This window comes from Actinoplanes sp. TFC3 (assembly GCF_001553785.1).
GTDB lineage: Bacteria > Actinomycetota > Actinomycetes > Mycobacteriales > Micromonosporaceae > Actinoplanes.
In genome coordinates, this window is sequence record NZ_LOJP01000001.1 from 3,132,242 (window position 1) to 3,155,922 (window position 23,681).

Below are 23,681 nucleotides of genomic sequence, written 5' to 3' on the forward strand. Positions count from 1 at the left end.
CGAGCGTAACCGGCAGGGTCCCCTATCGGCCGTCTCGCCCCACACCTGAAGTGGACCTTGGTCCATTTTACGGGATATTGCCAGATCTGCAGATAACGCGACACCGGGCACAATCGCGTTGCCCGGCACCTCATCGTGCCCCGCGACCCGTACGACACCTCAAGATTACCGTTGCGCTACCCACCCTTTATGCCCGCCGTCCCCGGGCGTGACACCTCCCACCCGTGCCACCCTCCGGCAGACCCGAACAGCCGGCCGAACGACCGGGCAAGCAGCCGCGCCCTACTTCCCGGCAGCAGAATCCGGCGCAGAAGCCGCTGCAGCACCCGAAGCCGGCGCCGGAGCAGCACCCGGGGGCCGACCAGCGGACGCTGCCGGAGCACCGCCCCCACGCCCCGCCCCCAGCGCCGCCAGCGCCGAAGCCAGATCGCTGACCTGCGCCGACAACTGAGCCACCCGGGAATGAGCGCCATCGGCATCCGAGCGAGCCTGCTGCAACGCCCGCCGGCCCTCCGCCAATTCCCCGCGCACCCGAGCAGCCTCATCACGCGCCTGCGCCACCTCAGCCTGAGACCGGGACAAAGCCTGCGCAGCCTGAGCACCCTCGGCCCGAGCGTGGACAAGCTCACCGCGAGCCTGAGCCACCGACTCCTGCAACTCGGCCACCCGCCCCGCCTCGGCCCGCGCAGCCTCGCCCAGCCGGACGATCTCCGAACGCGCCGCCTCCAGCTCTCGCCCGCTCTGCCGCACCTGAGCCGTCGCCGCATCCCGGGCCGCCACGGCGCTGGCCAGCTCCCCGGCGGTGCTGGCCAGCTCGCGTGACGCGGTGTCGGCTTCGCGGCGGGTTCCGGCGAGCTCCCGGCGTACCGTGTCGATGTCACGCCGGGTCGTGTCCAGGTCGGCTCGCAGCACCTGAGCCTCTTGACGCGCCTGATCGCGCAACGCCGTGGCCGCCCCGGCGGCTGCCTGGGCCTCGTCACGGGCCGTGAGCGCTTCCTGGGCCTCGGCGGCGGCGGTCGTGGCCAGCCGCCGCGCCTGGTCGGCCTGTTGCAGGGCGTCGTCACGCTCGGCGCGCGCGGCCAGCGCCTCCTGGCGGGCCACCAGGGCTTCCTGCACCAGGCTGTCACGTTCGGTGTGCGCGGCGGCGACCTGCCGGGAGGTTTCCGCGCGGACCTCGGCGACCTGCCGTTCCACCCCGGCGGGCGACATCTCGGCGTGCAGCGCCTCGCTGAGCGAGCCCACGAGCTGGTCCAGGCGGTCCACGACCTCCCAGGTCCGCGCTACCTGACCGGCCAGCCCCGGCGACGAACGGTGCCGCATCCGCGAGTTACGCGAGGCCCGCTGACACTCGCCGTCGTTGTCGCGGCAGTAGCGAAACGGCCGGCCCGCCGAGGAGCGCTGCGGCACCGGACGCCCGCAATGCGCGCACGGGCGGGTCTCCACCGGTAGGTCGGGGTCCAGGTCCGCGCCGCTTTGCTGGGGCACCACGGGGTGGGTGAGGAAAAGATCGTCGTCAGCCATCGCGTCCCGACCCTAACTCCCGTCACCGCTCGCAGCTGTGCAGCACGCCGGGGTGTCAGCGCAGGCACTGTTTGATCGCGGCGGCCAGCACCGCAGCGTTGAACATGTGGGTCTGTCCGGGCAGCGTGCGGTAGCCGGCGCCGGGCAGGGCCTGGCTGAGCGCCCGGGCCGCGCTGCGCATGTACTGCGGGCTCCTGCCGCCGTCCAGCACGGTCGCCGGCGCGCTGAGCTTGGCCCACCGCTCGGCGTCCAGCGGCTGGCCACGCCCGGTGTCACCGAGAATCCGCAGATCATGGGGCAGGGTCGCGGCGCTCGCCTTCATCTTGCGAAAGGGCGGGGTCAACGACATCAGAGCAACAGCCAGCGGGGGTACGTCCACACTGCGCAGGAACGCCCTCACCGCCCCGCCCTCGTCGCCCGCCGCGATCATCGCTTCGACCCGGCTCACGAAGTCCTCGGGCCGGGGCGCGTGCGAGCCGTCCACGATCATGGGCGGCTCGTACAGGGCGAGCCCGGTGATCCCGTCCAGCGTGGCAGCCGCGTCCGCCGCCAGCACCGCACCCGAGGACACCGCCGCCACGTGCGCGCTGCCCCCGGCGGCTTCCAGCACGGCGGCCAGGTCCTCGACCTCGCGGTGCGGGGTGTACGCGGTGACGCCCGGTCCGCTCTCACCGCGGCCGCGCCGGTCGTATAGGTACACGGTGAAGCTGTCCTGCAGGGCCGCGGCGAGTTTGGGCATCGGTCCGAACCCGCGGTGGGTCATGGCCCCGTCGATGAGGATCAGTGCCGGGCCGGACCCGGTGACGCTGTAGCCGATGTGCGTGCCGTCTGCTGAGATCACGGTGCTCACGAGGTTGCTCCTTGGGCCGGGTCGAACAGGGAACGGCTGATCACCATCGAGCCGTGCAGGCCGCGCACATAGCGGTGCAGGCCGTCGGCGGTGCGTACGCCCAGGGTGTGCGGGTTGCGGAAGTAGACGCTCCCGGCGACGGCGTGGGAGGCGTCCCAGTCGTCGTTGGCCGGGCCGAAGGTGGTGCATGTGGTGGCGCGGCGCCCGGGGAAGTGGCGCAGGTACTCCACCAGGGTCCAGAAGAACAGTTCGGTGCCGTAGGTCATGGCTTCGTACTCCTGCTCCCAGTCGTCGCCGGGCAGGAAGCCGCTGGTGACCGAGCGCAGCACAGTGGCGCTGTGGTCGCGGCCCTCGATGAGGTATTCGTAGGCGATGAAGCGGCCGTCCGGGCCGGGCTCGCTGGCGTAAGCGAAGCGATGACCCGGCTGCGTGGCGCTGATCGGGGCGGCGGGCAGGGCGGTGCCGCCGAGCTTGGTGCGTACCGTGTCATCGGTTATCTCGGTGTGTCCCACGAACCAGGCGGTGATGCCCGGCCCGGTCGCGATGGCCCGCCACACCTGCTCGGGGTCGGCGCTGACCTCGGCCTGCAGCCGCGTCTCGAAGTCCTTGCCCATCGCGCTCAGTCCCCGCTCACGCTGGGATGCACGGCCGCGACGCTCATCGCGCCTGGTCCCCGTTCACGCTGGGGTGCACGGCCACGACCAGGCGGTGGCTGCGGCCCGAAGCGGCGTGATATTTGCCGGCGAGCCGAGTGACCGCGGCGTTGAGTTCGGCGGCGAACGCGGCCCGATCAGCAGCCGAGGCGAAGGTGATCTCCCCGTCGAGGGCGAAGGTGGCCAGCCGCTGCTGCGCCCGGCCCGCCCCGGTGATCAGCTCCCCGACATCGCGGACCAGACGCGCGGCCACCGCCAGCAGCCAGCGCGCCGACAACCGGTCCGGGGCGCGCTGCGGATCCGGTGCCACGGCGGGCATGGCGGCCGGGGAGATGACGTAGCTGGCGGCGGTGGCGCGCATCAGCCGCTCGGTCATGTTGCCCTTGCGGCGCTCCTGCACCAGCTCGATCAGCCCGTGCTGCTCCAGCGTGCGCAGATGGTAGTTGACCTTCTGGCGGGGCAGCCCGACCCGGCCGGCCAGGGTGGCGGCGGAACTCGGCTCGCTGAGCTCGGCGAGCAGTCGCGCCCGGATCGGATCGAGGCCGGCCGCGGCCGCAGCCGGGTTGTCGATCACTGCTATGTCCTGCATGCGGGCCACGATGCCACCGACAACAAACACTGTCCAGTAGGCAGAAGTTGTCGGAGTGTTGGCGCGCGGGTTCCGCTTCCTGGACCAAGAAGGGTGGACGAGCAGGGTGGTGACCAGGCGCAGGCTGCACCGGAACTCCCGGCCGCCTCGCCCAGCACGGCTGCCAGCCCTTCGGAACCGGGGAGCGCGGAAGCTCAGGCCGCCGCGGGGAAGTGCAGGTGCCAGCGCCCGGTACGCCAGGTCAGCCGGGTCAGCGACAGCGGCGCCACCTCCAGGGTCCACACCTGCTGTTCGGGCAGGTCGAGAGCGTGGGCGAGCAGTGCTCGTACCGTGATCGGGTGGGCCACTGCCACCACCCGCTGCCGCGACATCGCCTCCAGCCAGGCCCCCGCCCGCGCCCGCACCTGGGTCAGGGATTCCCCGCCGTGCGGGGCCGCCGCCGCATCGGTGAGCCAGCGCTGCAAACCCTGCGGATCCTTGAGCGCCACCTCGTCGATGCTCGCGCCTGTCCAGGACCCGAAGTCGGGGTCGGCCAGCGCCGGTTCGCTCAGCGCGGTGTGCCCGAGCGCCTGCGCCGTCTCGCGCGAGGCCCGCGCGGGCGCACACACCCACAGGTCACGGCGGCCGAAGGCGGAAACGGCGAGGGCGGCCCGGCGGCCGCCCTCGTCCAGATCGTCGTCACCGCCGAAACGCGCACCCCGTAACGTCGGCGTGGGGGCGCACGCCAGCAGGCGCAGGCCGCTCACACGGACACGGAATCAGATTTTCCCGGTACGTTCACAGCGCTCAACCGGCTCAGCAGCGCCGACAACGCCAGTCCCAGCACCAGCCACAACGTCACCTGCGTGCCCAGCGAGGTGACGCGGAAGGAATACAGCAGGCTCGGCGGGAACGTACCCGGCACCTCGTCGATGGTGGGCAGCAGCACGTAGCCGACCACCACGATCAGCAGGAACGCCCCCAGCCCAGCGGTCAGCCGCAGCCACTCCGCTGCTCCGGCGCGCACCGAGCGGGAGGCCAGCACCGCCGCCCACACCGCTACCAGCCCGATCACCACAATGGACAGATAGCTGATCGTGCGCTGATTGATGGTGCTGGGGTCACCCACGGCCGGCGGGTTCGGCGGGTACTTGACGAACGGCACCAGCACCAGCCCCAGCAGGGCACCCCCGGCGAGCCCGAGCACCGCACGCCCGTTGTCGCGGATGCGCATCCGGCGGCGCAGCAGCGTGTACGCGGTGGCCAGCAGGCCGCCCATCGCCACCCCGTACAGCCCGGTGGCCAGGAACAGCCCGCCCTTCTGACCGTCGCGCGAGACCAAGGCGTCTTCGTCGTCGTGGCTGTGCCCGGCATCGCCGGCAGCGTGGACCTCGGCGTCGGCGTTGGCCTGCTCGATCGCGATGGCCGCGTCGACCTTGGGCTCACCGAAGGAGTATGCGAAGACCCCGGCCAGCAGACCGGCGATCAGCCCGGCCAGCAGCCCGCGCAGCAGGATGGCGCCGTAGCCCGGCGCGGTGCGGTTTCCGCTCAGTGACACGGCACGCCGAGCAGGTGCCGGCCGTCGTGCATGAGCTCGTGCAGGTACATGCCGCTGCGCGAAACCGCACCCTGGTCGAAGGCGACCAGGTAGGCCAGCAGCAGCAGACCGGCCACGACCGCGGCGGCGATCCACAGCGTGCGCGCGGAGACGGCGGGGGTGATGAGCGGGCGAGCCGCTTCAATCTTGGGCATAACGAACAGACCCTCCTTGCGGGATAACGCGTCCCGTCCAACAGGTCTGCGACGCAGGAGCGTCCTGACTCACGAACCCGGCCATGGACTCGTTCACAGTGGCGCGACCGCACCGGACTTTCACCGGTTTCCCTCACGACGCCGCAGCTGACTGTCCCAACCTAGCCGGGCGCAGCCAAGCAGGTCAATGTGGGCGGGGCCGCGCGACGTACGCCACATCGGTAGCATCGCTGGCGTGCTGAGAACCCGGGCGGCGGTCGCCGTGATCGCAACGCTGGTCGTGCTGGCGCCCGCTGCCCCGGCCCGCGCCGCCTTCGTCTGCCCGCAGGAATTCGAGATCGGCAAGAACAGCACAGCCACACCGTACGAGGATCAGCTGTTCGCTCCGGACCGTCTCAAGCCGTTCGCCACCGGCGCGGGCGTACGCGTAGCGGTCATCGACTCCGGCGTCGACACCCGCAATCCGCAGCTGCGCGCCCAGGTCGAGCGGGGCCGCGACTTCCTGCACAACAACACCGACGGCCGGCAGGACTGCGTCGGGCACGGCACCGCGGTGTCCAGCATCATCGCCGCCACCCCCAGCGAGAAGGCCGGGCTGCGCGGGCTGGCGCCCGGCGTAACCATCGTGCCGGTGCGCGTCAGCGAGCAGACCGACACCCCCGGCGGCGGCACCAGCGGCAAACCGGCCAGCCCGGCGCGCTTCGCCCAGGCCATCGTGTGGGCAGCCAGTCCCAGCGGCGGCAACGCCGATGTGATCAACATGTCGCTGGTGATGACCGAGAACAACACCGCGGTGCGCACCGCCGTGGCTGACGCCATCGCCGCCGGAGTCGTGGTGGTCGCTGCGGCCGGCAACGACGGTGAACCCAAGGACGGCAACCCGCGGCCCTTCCCCGCCTCTTACCCCGGCGTGATCGGGGTCGGCGCGATCGACATCAACGGCGTCAAACCCGGCTTCTCCCAGCACGGTGACTACGTCGACCTGATGGCCCCCGGCGTCGGGGTCACCATCGCCACCCCGCGCGGCGGGCAGACCACCGGCGGGGGCACCAGCTTCGCCGCCCCGTTCGTGTCGGCCACCGCCGCCCTGGTGCACCAGCGCTTCCCGACCCTGACCCCGGCGCAGATCGCCCGGCGCATCCTGGCCACCGCCGACCCGGCCCCCGGCGGGCAGCGCAGCGACGACTACGGGGTGGGAGTGCTCAACCCGTACCGGGCGCTGACCGAAACCCTGGGCCCGGAAACCCAGCCCGCCGTGGCCCCGATGGTGGTGCACACCAACGACCCGGCCACCATCGCCCTGGCGCGGCGCCGCGCCCACGCCCAGGACATGTCGCTGCTCGTGGCCGCGATCGGCGCGGGCGTGGTGCTGCTCGTGGTCATGGTCGCCGCCGCGATCCGCCACGGTCGGCGCCGCGGCTGGCGTCCACCGTCCGCCGCCGCCTGACTCCCCTTCCCCGTGATCACAACCGGCTCGGGTTCGCTCCGCAGTTGGTCACGGTGCGATGGTCGGGACGTTCCTGACGGATCCGTTGGTGGTGCTGGATCACGTCGCGGCGCAGGAGCAGTTGGTCGAATGGCTGGCCTGGGCAGGCACGTCTTCCACGGGCCGCAAGAGCGAGCTGTACCAGGCCTACCACGCCTGCATGGAGGACCAGCTCGGCCTGGTTCTGACCTGCATCACCCTCGTATCTGAATGACGCGCTGGACGCTATGGACCGCGCTCTCGGTATACAGGAGTGGGAGGTCAGCGCCCGGCTTCTCGGGGCGACCTGAGCCCGTCGACGACGATGGTGAGCATACGGTCGAGCTGGGCGCGCTGGTCCGGTCCGCCGGCCACGCAGAGCACGCCGGCGAGGATGCCGCCGACGTCGACCGGATCGATGTCGCTGCGCAGGTCCCCTGCTTCGGCGCCGGCCGCAAGCACCATTGCCAGAACCTGCTGGACCTCGTCGCAGACCGGTCCGGTGCCGAAACGTCCGGAAGCGCTCATGGCCACCAGGGCCTCACAGATGCCGCGCCGCTCGCCCGCCCACTCGGCGAAGCGGCGCATCCAGCCGATGGCGCAGGAGCTGGAGCTGGGCACCGTCCTGTGGTCGCCGCTGGCGGGAGGGGTACTCACCGGCAAGTACAGCCGCGAGGACTTGACCAACCCGCCGAACGACGACACCGGAAGCGTCCGAAAGAGCTTCAACGTGGCCCTCGGGGGAGTGACCGAGCGCAGCCTGGCCATCGTGGACGTGGTCAAGGAGGTCGCCGATGAACTGGGTCGTACGCCGGCTCAGGTCGGGCTCGCCTGGACCCTGCAGAACCCGGCGGTGACAGCGCCAGTCATCGGAGCCCGGACCACCGAGCAACTGCGGGAGAACCTGGGAGCCCTGGAAGTCGACCTCAGCCCGTCGCACCTGGCCCGCCTGAACGACATCAGCGCCATCGACCTCGGCTTCCCCCATGCGATGCTCGCCAGTGACCACATCCGCATGCAGACCCGCGGCGACCTGAAGATCCAGGCCCGCCGCTGATCGGGCAGCCGAGCGTTCGGGCGCGGCGGTCCTCCTGCCCTCCGACCGCTCGGCTGCTCAGCCCGACCGCAATGGCAGGCATGCGTGGACGACCTGCGCCCCGGCGACACCCTGATCATCTGGAAGATCGACCGGCTCGGCCGCAGCTTGCTCGACCTGGTCGATATTGTCACTGTCCTCGAACAGCGCGGCGTCGGCGTCAAGTCGCTGACCAACGGCGTCGTGGATACCACCACCGCCCACGGCAAAGTGGTGTTCGGCATGTTCGCCCTCATGGCCGAGGACGAAGCCGCCCTCATCAAGGAACGCACCGTTGCCGACCTTTCCGCAGCCCGCGGCCGCGCCGGCGGACGGAAGCCGAAGATGACACCCGCCCTGATCAACGAGGCGCAGCAGATGTACGACAGCCGCCCGTTCACCGTGGCCGAAATCGCCACCTCCTGCGTCGTCACCCGGTGACGATCTACCGCACCATCCGGCACCACCCGCACCGACAGCGCCCGCACCCGAGCCGTCGCCACGCAGCTGACCAGTCCGTCAACGCTCAGCGCCGGATCCACTGCCGTTGGCCCTCAAGAACCGAGCCGCACGTCTACCAAACAACCTTCAACTGAGACAGATCTGTCTACTCCATAGCAGTCATTATGGTGTACTCGACTCTTTGACCTCTTTTATTATTAATGGATTGCTGGTATTAGTAATCCATTAATTTTGGAGTGCGGAGGCAGCGCCAGCAACCCTGCGCCGGTATTCGGAGACGCGTGGAAGCTCATCCAGGTTTGGCAGGTACATGTAACGCAGCGAACCGAGGTACGCGTGCCGAGTTCCCAATGAAGGTGACGGGGAATGGTGCCCCGGTGCATCGAGCGCGGCGAGTCGTGAGTGGAACGCGATCACCTGGTGGCGTTGGACGTCGATCCCTCGGCGACCGGGAACATGTCGCAGCCGTTCTGGGGTGCCGGTAACGAACGTGTCACCAGCCGCCAAATAGTTGATCTTGCTGTTGTGGCGGACAGTCACTGAGCGACGTCGTGGCTGGTGTCCCGTTGGGGGATCCCCAACCGGGCAGAGGAGTCAGATCTTGCGTGCCCAGCGTTGCCCTGCTCGGCGTGTCCCGCAAGACCCGCCCGGTGATGTGCCCGATGAGCGGGGGTCAAACGCTACAGTCGGCCGATGATCGGGCTTTTCATTGGCTACGCGCGGGTGTCCACAGATGAGCAGGACCTCACCGCGCAGCTGGATGCTCTGACCGCGTTCGGTGTGGAGCCGGAGCGGATCTATGTCGATAAGGGGCTGACCGGAACGAACCGGGCCCGCCCTGGCCTGCGCGAGGCCCTGGCAGCGTGCCGCGCTGGTGACACGTTGGTGGTGACGAAGCTGGACCGGCTGGCTCGTTCGGTCGCCGACGCGCACGACATCTCGAAGGAGCTCACGGCCCGCGGGGTGAAGCTGAACTTGGGCGGGTCGGTGCACGACCCGAAGGATCCGGTGGGCAAGCTGCTGTTCACCGCGTTGGCGATGGTGGCGGAGTTCGAGGCCGACCTGGCTCGCATGCGTACCCGGGAGGGCATGAAGGTCGCTAAGGCCAAGGGCCGCCTGCGGGGTAAGCGGCCGAAGCTCAACGCGCGGCAGGAGGCGCACCTGGTCGCGCTGCATCACGCCGGCGAGCACACCAGTGCTGAGTTGGCCGAGTTGTTCGGCGTGGCCCGCTCGACGGTGTACCGGGCGATCGAGCGAGCTGCGTCGACGCGGGCCGCGGCCGTTGAGTGACGTGCGACCCGCACGTGGGTCTCGTCATTTGGGCAGCTGTCCGCTCCGGTGGGAGGGGTAAGTCGTGGCGGCGGGAAAGCTGACGATCGAGGATGTCGCCCGGGCGGCCGGGGTGTCGCGTGCGACGGTGTCGCGGGTGATGAACGACGTGCCAGGTGCCGCTGACGCGGTCCGGGACCGGGTACGTGCGGTCATCGCCGAGTTGGGTTATGTGCCTGATCAGGCGGCGCGGGCGCTGGCTTCGCGGCAGCAGCCGGCGATCGATGTCGTGGTGGCGGCCCCGCTGTTGGGGATGGGCTGGCTGGGTTCGCATCCGTATTACAGCCGGGTGCTGGCCGGGATCATGTCGGTGCTGCAGGGGCGTGACATCCAGGTGCGGATCCAGGCGGTCGGCGAGACGGATGTGGCGGGCCTGGAGGCGATCGCGGAGCGGGTGTCGCTCGGGGCGGTGCTGGCCTGCGTTCCGGCTGATCTGGCCGTGCGGTTCCAGCGGCGGTGCCGCCGGGTGGTGTCGCTGGTGGAGACGGCCGCGTCGGTGCCGGCGGTGGAGGCGGACAATGTCGGTGGCGCGTACGCGGCGGTGGCGTACCTGCATCAGCTCGGCCGGCGGCGGATCGCCGCGGTCCACGGCCCGGACGCCAATTCCTGCGGGGTGAGCCGGCGAGCGGGATATCTCCGGGCGGTCGAGGAGTTCGGGCTGGTGGATCTGAGCGCCGGCGGTGGCTTCACCCGCGAGGGTGGGTTCGACGCGGCGCGCCGGCTGCTGGAGTGGTACCCGGACGTGGACGCGATGTTCGTGGCCTGTGACCTGATGGGTGCCGGGGCGGTTCAGGCGATCACCGCGACCGGTCGACGGGTTCCGCGTGACGTCAGTGTGGTCGGTTTCGACGACAGCATCGCCGCGGTGTGCTCGAACCCGCAGCTGAGCACGATGCGGATGCCGGTCGAGGACATGGCTGCCGCAGCGACCCAGCTGCTGCTCGACGGCGCCGTTGAGGTCGGCTACCGGCAGCGCGTCCCGGTCGAGCTCGTGGTGCGGGAGAGCACCAACAGTCCGTCCGCCGCCGGATAACCATCGGGCGATCACCGAGCGGTGGTGGTGAGAGCGCTCTCGCCCGTACCGTGCGGTGCGTCATGGTGCGCCGGTGCCGTGTCTGCACCGGTGCCGCTCTCTCGGTTCAATGAGCCGGTGTCCCGAGCGGCATCGGGGTGCAGGCACGCTCGGCTCCCGGTGCCTTTCGTCCAGGTGACGGGCCATGTCGACGGCTCATCCTTCGTACGAGTTGAGGCACGGATGGAAAGCATCACGAAGAACCGTCAGCCGCGCGAGGTCCTGCGGGCGATGATCGGCCGCGCCTACGGGCCGGACCAGGTCCCTCAAGATGGCGACTGGGTGCAGGAGATGGGGCACGGCTGGTTCAACGTGGCCTACCGGATCCGGCTGCGTGACGGCACCGAGGTGGTGCTCAAGATCGCCCCGCCGCCGCACGTCGAGGTGATGACCTATGAGCACGGCGCGATGGGGATCGAGTTGGCGTCGTTGCAGCTCATCGCCAAGCACACCACCGTGCCAGTGCCGCACGTCGACTTCGCCGACCGCAGTCAGGAACTCTGCGATGCCGACTACTTCTTCATGCCCTTCATCGACGCCGACAACTTCGGCATCGTCAAGGACAGCCTGAGCGCCGCCGAACGCGACGCCTACAACGAGGCCCTCGGCGCGGCCAACCGCGACCTCAACAGCATCCGCGGGGCAGCGTTCGGCCCGCTCGCCGGGCCCGGCGACCCGACCTGGCGGGCCTGCTTCACCCGCATGATCGGTGACGTCCTCGCCGACGGGCAGCGCCGATCCGTCAACATCGGCTACGACTACGAGGTCGTCCGCGAGGTGATCGCCGAACACCAGAACTGCCTGGACGAGGTGACCGAGCCGCGCTTCATCGAATGGGACCTGTGGGACAGCAACGTCATGATCCGCGACGGGAAGATCGTCGCGATCATCGACCACGAACGCGCCTTCTACGGCGACCCGCTGATGGAGGCCGGGTTCACCGCGATCGACCTGCCCGCGTTCGGCGACCCCGCGGCCTTCATGCGCGGCTACGGCCACGCCGAGCTCACCGCCACCGAACGGCAGCGCCGCAAGCTCTACACCCTCTACCTGATCCTCATCATGATCATCGAGACCGATTACCGCGGCCACACCGACACCCAGCAATACGACTGGGCCCGCGAACGCCTGCACGAAGTCATGGCACTGTTCGGCCGGGAACCGCGCTGAGCCGCTCCTCCCGCCGATCCTCGGCCGAGACCACGGCGATGCTCGGCAGCCGCCCGATCGGGCGGCTGCTGTGGCACACCTGCTCCCAGACCACGCTGTCGGTCGGCGTCTACGGCATCTACGCCCTGACCAACGCCTGGTTCGTCGCCCGCGGCGTCGGCGCCGACGCGATGGCCGCCGTCAATCTCGCCGCCCCGGTCCTGCTCATCCTCGGTGCGGTCTCCACCACCGTCGGCGCTGGTGGCGCATCCCTGGTCTCCCGGCGCCTCGGCGCCGGCGATCCGGCCGGCGCGGCCCGTGCCACCGGCAACGCCTTCGCCGTCTTCTGGCTGACCGCCGCGCTGATCACCGTCACCGGCTTGCTCGCCATCGAGCCGCTGCTCACCGCGCTCGGCGCCGAGCCGGCCACCCGCGGACTCACCCGCGACTACACGATCGTGCTGCTCTGCGGCGCGCTCGTCTCGACCGGCTTCTCCAGCCTGGTCCGCGCCGAGGGCCGCCTGCGATTCTCCACCCTGCTGTGGGTGATCCCGGTCCTGGTTCAGATCACCCTCGACCCGCTGCTGATCTTCGGACTCGGCTGGGGCGTGCGCGGCGCGGCGCTGGGCACCGTCGGTGGACAAGCCGTCTCCGCGGCGATGAGCATCTGGTTCTTCTTCGGCCAGCGCGGCCGGCCCTACCGCATCACCCGCGCCGACCTGCGCCCCCACGGCCCAACCGTGCGCGCCCTCATCGGTGTCGGCGCCCCCTCCTTCCTCACCGGCTTCGGCGCCACCCTGCTCGCCGTCCTGGTCAACAACACCCTCTCGCAGACCGGCGGCGCCACCGCGCTCGCCGCCTACGCCGTGTGCGCCCGGATCCAGACGTTCGTCATGATGCCCCAGCTGGGCATCAGCCAGGGCCTGCAACCCATCGTCGGGTACAACGCCGGGCGCGGCCTTCACCACCGGATCCTGCGCGCCAAGACCCTGGCTCTGAGCGCCACCGTCGTCTACGGCGCCCTGGCCGCCGGCGCGGTCATTTTAGGCGTGGGACCGCTCGTGGCGTTGTTCCTGCCCGACGGCGACGCCGCGACGACCACACAGCACGCCCTGCGCATCATCGCCATCGGGTTCGTCGCTGCCGGGGTCACACCGCTGATATCGGCATACAGCCAATCGCTGGGCCGACCAGCGATCTCCTACACCCTCTCCGTCGGAACCCTGCTCGTGATCAAGGCCCCCCTGGTGATCGCCCTCGCTCATCTCGGAGACACGGGCGTCTGGACTGCACTGACTCTCGGCGAGATCATCTCCGCGCTGGCCGCAGCCGTCCTTCTACGACGCCTACGGCTGGGATAGCCACGTCCTTGAGGCATCACCGACGATTCCGCCCGCTTCGGCACCCTGGCGGTGCCGGCGGTCACTGCGGAGAGGAAGGGTCACCGCGTAGCGCCAGCCGCTTGGTCATGTTCAGCTTGACCTCGCCGTACGGGGCGACGTGGGTCCAGAACAGCGGGGTCAGCCCGCGCCGATCCTCCGGGGTGAGCGTTGCGGCCCACGCCGGTTCAGCCAAGACGTCCTGCACGAGCAGGGTGTTGACGTAGGCGACCGCGGCCTGCAGCACGTGCAGGCAGGCCACGGACAGTTCCTGCTCGTCGCGGCGGTTGGTGGCGATGTCGCCGCCCTTGCCGTAGAACGGCACCTGGTTGCCGCCGTTCCACCCCTCGGCCACGTTCAAGCCGTCGTGGATCTCGCGTTGCAGGTCCCGATCGCGCAGATACCGGGCCACGAAGACCGTCTTGACGGCCCTGCCGACCTCCAGCATCGCCTGATAGGTCGGGTGGGAGGCGGCACGGGCGAACCGGCGCAAGATCGCCTCGGTCGAGGCGGTGCCGGTCCGGATCGCCGTCGCGTACTTGATCATCTGGTCGTACTGCTCGGCGATGAGGTCCCAGCGGATTGCGCGGCCCATCATCGCCGGCGCCAGTCCCGGCCAGGCACCGGCCTCGCCGGTCGCGGGGCGGTAAAGCTTGACGTGGTTGATCCGCTTGATGCGCGGCAGCAGGTCGAAGCCGAGCAGCCGGGTGATGCCGAAGCCGATCTCGGACTGGCCATGGCTGTCGGTGTAGTTCGCCTCCACCTGCATGCTCGTGCCGTGCCGGACTGCACCCTCGACCATCGCGGCGACCTCGGAGGCGGTGCAGGAGATCAGCTGCGAGTGTATCGCCATGCTCTTGCGTTCGACGTGCCAGTAGATGAGCACGCCGCGGCCGCCGTAGCGCGAGTGCCACTGGGTGAAGATGTTCTGGTCGTAGGCGCCGAAGTGCGTCGAGTCGGAGGCAACCGCCGCCGACCCGGTGCCCCAGACCTGCTCGGAGCGCACGGCGAAGGTGGCGTTGGCGATCTCCACGGCCATCGCCCGCGCGGTCTCGGCGCTTAGGAAGCGGCGCACGTAGCGCAGGTCGTCCTCGCGGTGGCCGTGGTCGCCCGCGGCGGCGGCCTTGATGCCGGTGTTCGTGCCGTAGCCGTACACGCACAGCAGCAGCCGTTCCGCGAGGACCGCCGGGTCCATGCCGGAGCGGGCGCCGACGGTGCCCGCGGCGGTGAGGCAGCCGGTGCGCAGCGCCGCCTCCTTCAGCATGTCGATCAACGCGACGGTGCCCCACTGCCGTTCGATCTCGCGTTTGAGCCGGCGCAGGTTGGCCGGCTCCGGCAGCGCGTCGAGGGGTTCGAGCTTGACCCCGGCGCCTCCTGGACGGGACTTGACGCTCAACCAGGGCAGGCGGTCGAGGCCGTCGTGCAAGGCGGTGAGCTCGGTACGCATCTCCTCGCGCAGCCCGTCGATGAACGCCGTCGGATCCAGAGGCTTGCGCAGGGCGCCGTAGTGTTCGGCGCGGCGGGCCTCGAAGTCGGCGAGCAGGTCCTCGTCGGGGTTGCGGAACGTGTCCGCGCCGACGACCCAGATCTCCTTGCAGCGCAGCGCCTCCCGCAGCGCCTGGAAGGTGCACACCTCGTACACCATGCGGACCACCCGGCGCCGGCCCCGCTGGTCGACCTTGACGACCAGATCGGCCCAGTCGCCGCCGACACCGCGATGCGCCGGCACATCCTCGCCGTCGGGGTAGTACTGCACCGACCCGCGCGCGTGACGGGCAATGAGGTCCAGGGCGGCGATGACCGGCCGGTGAGTGCTGTTCGAGCTGCGGAACTCCAGCACCTCCAACAGCTGGATCAGGCCCTTGCGATAGTGGCTGGTGTACGAGGCGCGCATCGACGTCTTTACCGTGCGCCGATACGTCGGACCCTTGCTGCGAAACTCCGCCACCACATCCCGCAACGTCTGCTCCCCGCCCGCCACCGCCGGGAACACGACATCGCGCACCCGAGACTCCGGCGCCGTCAGCGACGCCTCCGCGATGCGGAACAGCAGGCTCTTCTTGCCGGTCACCTTCTTGAACTCGGCGATCAGCTCGTTGGTGACCTTGCGCTGCGCGCGGGCGTCGATGCGGTGCACCGTGGCGATCAGCAGCTCCACCAGCGCGTCGGTGATCTCCCGTTCCCGCAGCCGCAGCAGCGCTGCCAGCAACGTCACCCGCAGCGCCGGGGTATGCCGGGCCAGGTGCGACGGGGCCTCCACCATCGCCCGCGCCCGCCACCCCGCGAGGACCTTCGGTGCCACGTCCGCCAGCGCCGCGGCCGGGACGCCGACGGCCCGCACTGCGCGCAGCTTCTCGATCTCGGCCAGCATCGAGTCCAAGCTCACCGAGCCGGGCACCGACTTGATCGTCGCCAGCAGCGACGGCCCGTCATCGTCGGCGCCGGCCAGCTCCTCCAGCCGGGCGACCACCTCGACCGGCAGCCGGACGTGCACACGGGCGCACCACTCCTTCTCCGCCTGGTGCAACGCCGAGCGCACCAGGCGCTCGATGCGGCCGTCCGCCGGCGGCTCGATCCGCTCGCGCCGGAACTCCGCCAGCAGCTCCTGCCGGACCAGGTCGAAACGGCGCTCTCGGCCCGCGACCTCCGCCGCCAACCAGGCGGTCAGCTTGTCCGCGTCAGCAGTCGTAAACTCCCGGAACCCCAGATGCGCCCGGATCGCCGCCCGGTGCCGCTCTGCCGTACGGCCGTCCCACTCCACCAGGCCCAAGTCGCCCGCCGACACCTTCAACTGCCGGGCCAGGAACGCCACCGCATCGTCGTGCAGCTCGCCGCGGCCGCGCGGGAACCGGCCATGCCGGGTATAGAACTTCAGCCACGCCGCGAACAGCAGCCGCGTCGCTTCATGACGGCGCACAACAAGGTCCAGCTCATCCGGCAGCAACGTCCAGTGCTCGACGAGAGCATCAAGGTCCAGAGGGGATCGGCTCACGAGCGATCATCCTGGCCACCCACCGAGCAGCCGCGCACTACCCAGGAACAAGATCAACTATTTGGCGGCTGACGACACGTTTGTTACCAGCACCCCGTTCTGGGCTGCTCCGGCCGGGTGAGATCAATCAAGGCTCGGTGGCACGCACCGGACTTGCTCGTCCGGCTGGGCGGGGCCGGTGATCCTGTCGCCGGAGTCTGGCCGAGCCACCAGAGAACGGCCGGAAACCTCAGGAGAATCGTTCTGACAGAACTCCGCACCTCACATGGTGCGAGCGGCCTGAGCCTCGGTCTCCCGTGTCGCCGGAAGCGCCGCCGGGTCAGCAACCGTCGCCGGTTCGGGAGCCGCAACAACCGGAGCACGGCCCAGCCCTGCGTCAAGGCGTTGCGCAACCCGCCGCCCCACCGTCTGCGCCGGCATCTCCACCAACCGGTACACCAGCTCCGACAGCACGTACAAAGCCACCAGCAAACCAGCGAGGACCACGAGCCGCACCGGCGCCGCTGCGTGGTTGATGTCGGGGAACGCCCACCGTACGGCGGTCAGCACGACCAGGTGCAGCAGGTAGAACGAGTAGCTCAGTTCACCGAACTTGCGCAGCAGCCACGGCATCTGCCGGTTGCGCAGCAGGAAGCCACCGGCGAACAGCACCGCCGGCACGAGGATCGCGATCACCCACAGCTGGCGGTCCACCCGGTCGTCGAGATGCCACCAAGCCCCTGCGGTGGTCGCGACCAGCACGACGACCAGCGCGGCGGCGCCGGGCAGCAGCCGGGTCTGGCCGTGCTGCATGCGATGCACCGTAGTGCCGGCGAACATGATGGCCAGCAGGGCCAGCGACTGCCACGAGGCGCGGGACGCCGACTCGCCGCCGTTGACCGCGACGATGGCGATCATCGCTACACCCAGGACAGCGCCGACGATCACCACGCGCCGGGATCGGGCCAGGAAGCAGGCAATGGCGGCGACGAACACGGCCGTCACGGCGATCACCGCCTCGGTGCGGTGCACGCCGCCGCCGGTGAGCAGGGACTGCGGCAGGGCGGGCCCGGTCAGCAGGGCGAACACCGCGAGCCCGGCGGCGTACCAGGCGCTGTGGCGGTGCAAGCCGAACGCGAACAGCCCGGCCACCACGAAGTAGAAGATCATCTCGTACGACAGCGTCCAGTAGACCGGCACGACGCTGGAGACGCCCAGCAGCCCCTGCAACATGGTGGCGTGCGCGAGGACACCGTTGGCGCTCTGCAGCTCGAGCTGGCGGGGGAACGCAGCCGCACCGAAGGCCATCAGCAGCAACATCAGCGCCGCCGCAACCAGGAAAGCCGGGTAGAGCCGGAACATCCGCGACACCCAGAAGCGGCGCAGGTTGCCGTGGCGTTCCAGCGACATCGGGATGATGTAGCCGCTGATCAGGAAGAACAGCACCACGCCGATCTTGCCCAGCTCCAGGTACTCCCAGACCCGGCTGGGGATCGGCAGCCCCACCAGCGGGCGCATGTGGAAGTAGACGACGGTCAGCGCCGCCAGCCCACGCAGGGCATCAAGCCAGGACAGGCGACCGCGGGTGCGAGGTGCTGCGGCATCGGGCAGGGCGGCCGTCATGAACGTTGAACTCCCAGTCAGGGGCAGGCGCACGGTGAGCAAGCCAAGCTATGAAAAAGAGCGTCGAAGCGGCAACCCCGAGGCCTGCTCGTACGGCGAACTCTCGGCAGATCCCCCATGAACTCTGATCAACCAGGACTTTCCCGGCCTGCTCCGCCTGATCGACGAGCGCGCGACGGCGTTCCGAGCGGCGATCGCCGCTGCGCCCAGCCTCGACGTACCGGTGCCCACCTGCCCCGGCTGGACGCTGGCCGATCTGGCGCAGCACCTCGGTGACGGGCGCCGCAAGTGGGCAGCCATCATCGCCGCAGGCCCGGCCGGTGCCCCGCACCCACCACGGCCTGGCCAGGTGAGCCGTGGCCGGGTCCGGGGGAGCGGGCGGCCCTGCTGGACTGGCTGGCCGGCTGCACGCAGCATCTGCTGGACGCGCTGCGCGAGGCCGGTCCGGACCGCGCATGCTGGGCGTGGTGGGAAGAGCTGCAGGCGACGCGTACGAGCGGAGCGGCGGCCCGTCATCAGTTGCAGGAGATCGCGGTGCACACCTACGACGCCCAGCTCGCCGCGGGTGACGCCCAGCCGCTACCGGCGCAGGTGGCCATCGATGGCATCGAGGACTTCCAGGTCACCTGCGTGGCCACCGCCACGCCGTGGCCGCACGAGCCGGTCATCGTGGACTACCACGCCACCGAGGGCCGCTCCTGGCGCCTCACCTTGTCCGCCGCCGGCGCCCACACAACCCGGCTCGACGACAAGGACACGCACGCCGAGGGGGAGGCCGGCGTCGCGGCGACCGCCTCGGCCAGCGACCTGGAGCTGTTCGTCTACGGCCGCCTGCCGCTGGAGTCGGTGAAGGTCGACGGCGACCACCGGCACTTCGAGCGCCTCATCGAATGGGACCCCCAGCGCCTGAGGCTCGGCACATGGGGGCGCTCAGCCGAACACGCGCCGCATCTCGCCCAGCACCCCCGGTGACAGCACGTCCGCCCAGCCCGCGAACGTCTCGCGGAAGTAGTCACCGTGGCGCGCCAGGATCGCCGGGTCCTGATCGCACACGTCGAGTTCGTTGATCACGCTCAGGTCGGCGAACTCGGTGACGAAGGGTAGCGGCTCCGCCCGGCCGGTCCAGCGGTTGAGGATCTGCCGGGCGCGGGGCAGCGCTGGGTACGTACCGGATCGGTCGCACGAACCGTAGCGATAGACCAGGCCCTCGGCTCGCGCTCCGACGAGATCGCGCAGCGTGTCCCGATCCGTGTGGTCGAGCAGGGCCAGATCGAAGCCGTCGGTGCTGTATGCAGCGTGAGTGAGCCCGGCCAGCTGCACCCACGGCTCGTGACCGAACGCGGCCAGCCGATCGTGCACCCGGTTCAGATGCGCGTACAGGGTGCCACCGGGATGCTCGATCGTCTCCGTGCCGCAGTCGCGCAGCCACGCCCGTACCTCATCCATGATCGGCTCTCCTCAGCTGGGCGATGCGGCCGTTCTCCAGGGCCACCCACACGTCGCCGGCCGCGTCGACGCACAGGCCGTGAGGCTCCGATCCGGCGGTGGGCAGGTCAAACGCGACGATCGTGGCATCAGCGGTACGGCGGGCAACCCGGTTCGCGCCCCACTCGCTGAACCACAGCTCACCCCGCCCGGCCGCGGTGACCGCATGCGGGCGAGCATCACGCTGCGCCAGCGGGTACTCGCTGACCGTCCCGTCCACGTCGATGCGGCCCAGCTGGCCCGCCCCGATCTCAACGAACCACAACGCCTCGCCGTCGCTGGTGATACCCACCGGCGCAGCGCCCGCAGTCGGCAGCTCGTACACCGTGACCTGCCCGTCTGTGGTGACCCGGCCGATCGCGTCGGCCTGGTTGAGGGTGAACCACAACGCCCCGTCCGGTCCCGCGGTGATCATCGCCGGGAACGCCCTGTCCCGCCCGATCGCGAAATGCTCGACAGAGCCGTCCAACCCGAGGCGTCCGACGCTGCCGGTGGTCATCGCGGTGAACCACAACGCCCCGTCCGGTCCCGCGGCGATGCCGTACGGTCCGCTGCCCGGCACCTCGAACACCCGGTGCTGCCCGTCGACGCCCAACCGGCTGATCCGATCATCGCGAGTGCGGGTGAACCACAACGCCCCGTCGGAACCCACAGTGATGACGGCCGGCTGTGACTGCGGTGCCCCCAATTCGATGGTGCGCACCGCACCGCTGCCCGGGTCGACCCGCAGAACCTCGCCGCTGTGCGCGCACGTCACCCACAGGGCACCGTCCGGCCCGCACACGATGCTGTACGGCCCGGCCTGACTGTCGCTGACCACCAGCTCGCGAATCTGCATCACCGCATTATCCAGGCTGGACGTCATGTACAAAGCGGTGCTGCTCGATGTGTTCGGAACCCTGCTGCATGACGACGGAGGCCCCGAGGCCGCCGCGATCGCAGACGAGGTCGCGCAAGAATGGGACCGGCGGCTCTGGGAGCTGGCCGACGCCGCGCACAGCCCCCACTTCCAGACCCTGGCCGAACTTACTTCTCGGGTACGTCCACACCTCCCCGCCCCCGCCCACGCCCCGACCCTACCCGCCCGGCCGACCTGTCGCGCGTCCGGCGCACGCCCACCCGCCGCAGGTAAGCCATCCGCCACCCGGCCGCTGTCACGGGCTGATGAGCCGCTCGAACCCGTTCAGCAGCACCCCGTAGACCCAGGTCGAACGCCCTGGCCCATGAGCACGCCAGACAGGCTCTCGGCCTGGACGCGTAGCCGGTTCACTCGTCGCGGCTCTGACGCAGGTAGGCAAGCACCGCCTCGCGGGTGGTGCGCACCCCGAACGCCGCCCGCGCCTCGGCGATGCGCCGGTTGGCGGTGCGCAGCGACAGGAACTCCGCCGCCGCGGCGGCCGCGATCGTGTCGCCCGCGGCCAGACGGTCCAGCAGCGCCCGCTGCTCGGGTACCAGCGGCACCCCGGCAGTGGCCTCGTCGTCGCCGCCGGCCGGGGGCGCCGCGGTGACCGGGCCGGGGCCCAGCACGAGCGGGCCGAGCCGGGCCAGGTCGTCGATCAGCGCGCGGCCCATCGGGCTGTCCACCTCGCACACCGCCACCACCGCCGCGCCGCGCGCCGCGGCCAGCACCGCCAGTTGCAGGGTGTCCGGGTCGCCGATGCGCCCGTGCAGCACCAGCCGCTCGCCGGTGACGTCCCACGCCGCGCCGGGCAGGGCGAAGCCTTCCTGCTCGCTCCAGCCCTCGCGGATCAGGCGGCGGAGCACGGTGTCGGCGTCCGCGGTGCTCGCGACGACGTGACGGGGTGCCTCGGCGCTCACCGGCCCTCACCCTCGGGTCCGGGCGCGCGGGCGGGTTCCAGTTGGGTGAGGGCCAGAGCGGCCGCCTCGGTACGGGTGCGGGCCCCCAGTTTGCGCATGCCCGAGCGGATGTGGGTGTCCACCGTCTCGGTCGAGATGCCCAGCTGCCCGGCGATGCGCCGGGTCGGCTCCCCGGCCGCGACCAGCCGCAGCACGTCGACCTCCCGGCGGGTGAGCCGCGAACCCGAGCGCGGGCTGCGGCTGTCGCGCTGCACGTGGTGGCGGCGCAACCCCCGCCGCGCCCGCCCGGCGAGCACTACGAGGCCGGCCTGGTCGGCGAGTTTCTCGGCTTCCAGCAACGCCCCCACCGCCTGCTGCGGGTCGCTGTCGCGCAGCCCGGCGGCCAGCAGGCAGCGGATCTGCTCGCGCAGCACCACCTGCGACCAGGCCTCGGCGGCGGCCGGGAACCCCGAGCCGGTGGCCCACGCGGTCAGGGTGCTGCGCGCCGCGCCGGGCAGCCCGGCGGGAATCTGCGGGGGCAGGCCGCCGGGGGTGCCACCGGCGTCGAAGGCCGCCCATCGGGTGGTGATCGCCCGCAGCCCGGCGAGCAGGCCCGCCCCGCTGCCCGCGGTGCCGGGCTGCGCGGCCCGGTCGGGTTGACCGTCGAGCCACGCGGCCTCCCGCGCCACCCAGGCGGTGGCCGGGTGGGTGTCCGGGCCGGCCAGGCGGGCGCGGGCGGCGGCCAACAACCCGGTGTCGGCCTCGACCAGCGCGGTCGCGGCGAGCGCGTACGAGCGCGCGTCGGCCGGCAGGGCCCGCTCGGCGAGGTCCCCGCTGTGGCGCACCGCCGCATCCGCCGGTGAAGGCTCCTGATCAGCCGGGCGGGAGCCGCGCAGCACGTCCGCCCAGTCGGCCAGGGCCAGGAAGCGGGTCTGCCAGCTGTAGGCCAGCCCGGCACCGGCCACCGCACCGGCCGTGCGCGCCTGCTCGGCGGCCTCACCCAAGCGGGCGTCGGCGAGCAGGTGCCCGACCAGCAGCCACGCGCTCCACCGCCCGGTCAGCGGGTCCGCGCCCGCCGCGCCGGCGGCCTGCAACGCGGTTTCCCAGCCGGGCACGCGGTGCGCGGCGCGGACCGCGGCCAGCGCAGCGGCCACCGCCGGTGGGGGCGCCGGATACCGGGCGGCGATCTTGCCGGCGGTGTCCAGCGCGCCGGGCGGGTCGGCGGCCAGGTCGGCCAGCAGCAGGATGCGGTCACGGGCGGCGACCACGGCGGACGCGGCGGCGTCGGGTACCGGGCGCACCGCGTCGCGGGCCGCGGCGGGCTCCCCGGCCTGCAGCAGCGCCTCACCGCGCAGCACGTCGGCCTCCACGCCCAGCGGCGCCGCGGTGCTCAGCACCCGGGCGGCGGCGTGCGGGCGCCCGGCGCCCAGCAGGGCGTCGGCGGCGGCCAGGCGCACCCGCGGGTCGACGGTGACGCCGGGCCGTTCGCAGGCGAACAGCAGCAGGTCACCGCGTTCGGCACCGGCGGTGCGGTCGGCTGCGGTCAGAGCCATCCGGTAGGCGCCCGCGTGGTCGCCGGCGGCCGCCAGGTGCCGGGCGGCCTCGGCCGGTGGGGTGACGGTGGCCAGCGCGCGGTGCAGCTCCACCCGGGCCTCGGCGTCGAGCAGCCCGGCCGCGGTCTCGGCAAAGTAGGCCGACACCGCCACCACCCCGCCGTCGACCTCGGCGACCAGGCCGGCCTCGTGCAGCGCACTCGCCCCGGCACCGAGGAGCTGCGCGGGGGCGGGCCGGCCGAGCAGGCCCAGCGCGGCCAGCGCGGTGCGCGCCGGGCGAGGCAGGTCGGCCAGGGCGGTGGCGATGGCGTACGCCACCTGATCGATGTCGCCGGCTGCGGCGCCGCGGCCCGCCCCGGCCGCGCGGGTCAGGGTGACCACGGCCAGGGGGTTGCCACCGGCGCGGGCCACCACCGCCTCCAGTTGGGCCGCCTCCAGCTGCGGGGCGGTGCGCCGGGCCAGGTCCGTGGCCTCGGCCGGGCTCAGCGGCGGCAGGTCGAGCCAGGCGGTGGCCTTGGCGCGCAGGTGCTCGACAGTGCCGGCCGGCAGCCGGTGCGGGGTGCGCAGCGCGGCCACCACCCGCACGTGCGCGCTGAGATGGGTCAGCGCGGCGAGGGTGGCCGCATCGGTGTACTGCAGGTCGTCGAGCACGAGCAGTCCGCCGCGCACCCGCGAGCGCACCGCCTCGGCCAGCAGCGGCACGTCGTGGGCGGGCAGGCGCGCCTTGACCGCCCGGGACAGCGCCAGGGCCGGCACCGCGCTGAGCATGGCCAGGCCGCCGCCGCTGAACACCGGCGAACCGGCGGTCGCGGCGATGCGGCGCAGCAGCGTGCTGCGTCCGGCGCCGGGCGCACCGGCGAGCATGACCAGGCCGGGGCGGCGCAGGTGGGCCGCTGCCAGACCGGCCAGGTCCCGCTGTGACACACACGCCCCCATTCCGCTGCAGCCCCCGGGCAGCGTTGTCCTTGGCACGAACC

The 23,681-nt window shown here is 71.3% G+C and carries 23 protein-coding genes, 2 pseudogenes and 1 riboswitch; of the genes and pseudogenes, 11 read left to right on the forward strand and 14 right to left on the reverse strand.

Annotated features, from left to right (window positions below; translation table 11 throughout):
* Positions 1–282: 282 nt before the first annotated feature.
* The 7 genes from TFC3_RS13950 to TFC3_RS13980 all read right to left on the reverse strand — a co-directional run bounded on the left by TFC3_RS13950 (position 283) and on the right by TFC3_RS13980 (position 5,344).
* The gene (locus TFC3_RS13950) at positions 283–1,521 is read right to left on the reverse strand and encodes a serine/threonine protein kinase (protein ID WP_067499819.1); all 1,239 of its coding nucleotides are present in this window, start codon (positions 1,519–1,521) and stop codon (positions 283–285) included.
* Positions 1,522–1,576: 55 nt separating this feature from the next.
* Positions 1,577–2,371, reverse strand: coding sequence for an alpha/beta fold hydrolase (locus TFC3_RS13955; RefSeq protein WP_067499820.1), 795 nt, complete (start codon positions 2,369–2,371; stop codon positions 1,577–1,579).
* Positions 2,368–2,985, reverse strand: a complete 618-nt coding sequence (locus tag TFC3_RS13960) for an SRPBCC domain-containing protein (RefSeq protein WP_067499822.1) — start codon at positions 2,983–2,985, stop codon at positions 2,368–2,370. Before TFC3_RS13960 ends, TFC3_RS13955 begins: the two co-directional genes overlap by 4 nt.
* A gap of 43 nt (positions 2,986–3,028) precedes the next feature.
* Entirely contained in the window at positions 3,029–3,613 is a 585-nt protein-coding gene (locus TFC3_RS13965; protein WP_173745322.1) for a helix-turn-helix domain-containing protein, read from the reverse strand.
* 194 nt (positions 3,614–3,807) lie between these two features.
* The gene (locus TFC3_RS13970; RefSeq protein ID WP_153040227.1) at positions 3,808–4,359 is read right to left on the reverse strand and encodes a histidine phosphatase family protein; all 552 of its coding nucleotides are present in this window, start codon (positions 4,357–4,359) and stop codon (positions 3,808–3,810) included.
* Positions 4,356–5,150 (reverse strand): CbtA family protein, encoded by a 795-nt coding sequence (locus tag TFC3_RS13975; RefSeq protein ID WP_082772042.1) that lies wholly within the window; start codon positions 5,148–5,150, stop codon positions 4,356–4,358. Before TFC3_RS13975 ends, TFC3_RS13970 begins: the two co-directional genes overlap by 4 nt.
* Entirely contained in the window at positions 5,141–5,344 is a 204-nt protein-coding gene (locus TFC3_RS13980; protein WP_067499824.1) for a CbtB domain-containing protein, read from the reverse strand. Before TFC3_RS13980 ends, TFC3_RS13975 begins: the two co-directional genes overlap by 10 nt.
* A gap of 34 nt (positions 5,345–5,378) precedes the next feature.
* Positions 5,379–5,503, reverse strand: a riboswitch (cobalamin riboswitch).
* Between the two features lie 76 nt (positions 5,504–5,579).
* Between TFC3_RS13980 and mycP the strand changes: the two genes are divergently transcribed.
* Together mycP and TFC3_RS13990 are read left to right on the forward strand one after the other, a co-directional pair.
* The gene (mycP, locus tag TFC3_RS13985; protein WP_067506649.1) at positions 5,580–6,791 is read left to right on the forward strand and encodes a type VII secretion-associated serine protease mycosin; all 1,212 of its coding nucleotides are present in this window, start codon (positions 5,580–5,582) and stop codon (positions 6,789–6,791) included.
* A gap of 58 nt (positions 6,792–6,849) precedes the next feature.
* The gene (locus TFC3_RS13990; protein WP_067499826.1) at positions 6,850–7,044 is read left to right on the forward strand and encodes a hypothetical protein; all 195 of its coding nucleotides are present in this window, start codon (positions 6,850–6,852) and stop codon (positions 7,042–7,044) included.
* 47 nt (positions 7,045–7,091) lie between these two features.
* On the opposite strand, the gene TFC3_RS13995 is transcribed toward TFC3_RS13990, so the two are convergent.
* Positions 7,092–7,397 (reverse strand): hypothetical protein, encoded by a 306-nt coding sequence (locus TFC3_RS13995; protein WP_201787158.1) that lies wholly within the window; start codon positions 7,395–7,397, stop codon positions 7,092–7,094.
* Between the two features lie 7 nt (positions 7,398–7,404).
* Between TFC3_RS13995 and TFC3_RS14000 the strand changes: the two genes are divergently transcribed.
* The 7 genes and pseudogenes from TFC3_RS14000 to TFC3_RS14025 all read left to right on the forward strand — a co-directional run bounded on the left by TFC3_RS14000 (position 7,405) and on the right by TFC3_RS14025 (position 13,257).
* A complete protein-coding gene (locus tag TFC3_RS14000; protein WP_201787159.1) occupies positions 7,405–7,866 on the forward strand; it encodes an aldo/keto reductase in 462 nt (153 codons plus the stop codon).
* 72 nt (positions 7,867–7,938) lie between these two features.
* Positions 7,939–8,325 (forward strand): annotated as a pseudogene (locus TFC3_RS14005) (recombinase family protein); the annotation flags it as partial.
* 423 nt (positions 8,326–8,748) lie between these two features.
* Positions 8,749–8,889 (forward strand): hypothetical protein, encoded by a 141-nt coding sequence (locus TFC3_RS39300; RefSeq protein ID WP_236718121.1) that lies wholly within the window; start codon positions 8,749–8,751, stop codon positions 8,887–8,889.
* 150 nt (positions 8,890–9,039) lie between these two features.
* Positions 9,040–9,636 (forward strand): recombinase family protein, encoded by a 597-nt coding sequence (locus TFC3_RS14010; protein WP_067499828.1) that lies wholly within the window; start codon positions 9,040–9,042, stop codon positions 9,634–9,636.
* A gap of 64 nt (positions 9,637–9,700) precedes the next feature.
* On the forward strand, positions 9,701–10,708 hold the full coding sequence (locus TFC3_RS14015; RefSeq protein ID WP_067499830.1) for a LacI family DNA-binding transcriptional regulator: 1,008 nt from the start codon (positions 9,701–9,703) through the stop codon (positions 10,706–10,708).
* Positions 10,709–10,930: 222 nt separating this feature from the next.
* Positions 10,931–11,917, forward strand: a complete 987-nt coding sequence (locus TFC3_RS14020) for a phosphotransferase family protein (RefSeq protein ID WP_067499831.1) — start codon at positions 10,931–10,933, stop codon at positions 11,915–11,917.
* Between the two features lie 38 nt (positions 11,918–11,955).
* Positions 11,956–13,257, forward strand: a complete 1,302-nt coding sequence (locus tag TFC3_RS14025) for an MATE family efflux transporter (RefSeq protein ID WP_067499833.1) — start codon at positions 11,956–11,958, stop codon at positions 13,255–13,257.
* A gap of 61 nt (positions 13,258–13,318) precedes the next feature.
* On the opposite strand, the gene TFC3_RS14030 is transcribed toward TFC3_RS14025, so the two are convergent.
* Both TFC3_RS14030 and TFC3_RS14035 read right to left on the reverse strand, forming a co-directional pair.
* A complete protein-coding gene (locus tag TFC3_RS14030; protein WP_067499834.1) occupies positions 13,319–16,267 on the reverse strand; it encodes a Tn3 family transposase in 2,949 nt (982 codons plus the stop codon).
* Positions 16,268–16,528: 261 nt separating this feature from the next.
* Positions 16,529–17,869, reverse strand: a complete 1,341-nt coding sequence (locus TFC3_RS14035; protein ID WP_067499835.1) for an acyltransferase — start codon at positions 17,867–17,869, stop codon at positions 16,529–16,531.
* A gap of 193 nt (positions 17,870–18,062) precedes the next feature.
* Between TFC3_RS14035 and TFC3_RS40465 the strand changes: the two are divergent.
* Both TFC3_RS40465 and TFC3_RS14040 read left to right on the forward strand, forming a co-directional pair.
* Positions 18,063–18,149 (forward strand): annotated as a pseudogene (locus TFC3_RS40465) (maleylpyruvate isomerase N-terminal domain-containing protein); the annotation flags it as partial.
* An 8-nt stretch (positions 18,150–18,157) separates the two neighbouring features.
* On the forward strand, positions 18,158–18,841 hold the full coding sequence (locus tag TFC3_RS14040; RefSeq protein ID WP_067499836.1) for a maleylpyruvate isomerase N-terminal domain-containing protein: 684 nt from the start codon (positions 18,158–18,160) through the stop codon (positions 18,839–18,841).
* On the opposite strand, the gene TFC3_RS14045 is transcribed toward TFC3_RS14040, so the two are convergent.
* The 4 genes from TFC3_RS14045 to TFC3_RS14065 all read right to left on the reverse strand — a co-directional run bounded on the left by TFC3_RS14045 (position 18,800) and on the right by TFC3_RS14065 (position 23,628).
* Positions 18,800–19,315, reverse strand: coding sequence for a DUF6817 domain-containing protein (locus TFC3_RS14045; RefSeq protein WP_067499839.1), 516 nt, complete (start codon positions 19,313–19,315; stop codon positions 18,800–18,802). The two genes, TFC3_RS14040 and TFC3_RS14045, sit on opposite strands and share 42 nt — an antisense overlap.
* A complete protein-coding gene (locus TFC3_RS14050) occupies positions 19,308–20,192 on the reverse strand; it encodes a virginiamycin B lyase (protein WP_067499841.1) in 885 nt (294 codons plus the stop codon). The genes TFC3_RS14045 and TFC3_RS14050 overlap by 8 nt, the downstream gene beginning before the upstream one ends.
* A 428-nt stretch (positions 20,193–20,620) precedes the next feature.
* Complete coding sequence (locus TFC3_RS14060; RefSeq protein ID WP_067499844.1) at positions 20,621–21,172, reverse strand: LuxR family transcriptional regulator; 552 nt, start codon at positions 21,170–21,172, stop codon at positions 20,621–20,623.
* Positions 21,169–23,628, reverse strand: a complete 2,460-nt coding sequence (locus TFC3_RS14065) for a LuxR C-terminal-related transcriptional regulator (RefSeq protein ID WP_236718122.1) — start codon at positions 23,626–23,628, stop codon at positions 21,169–21,171. Before TFC3_RS14065 ends, TFC3_RS14060 begins: the two co-directional genes overlap by 4 nt.
* Positions 23,629–23,681: the final 53 nt, after the last annotated feature.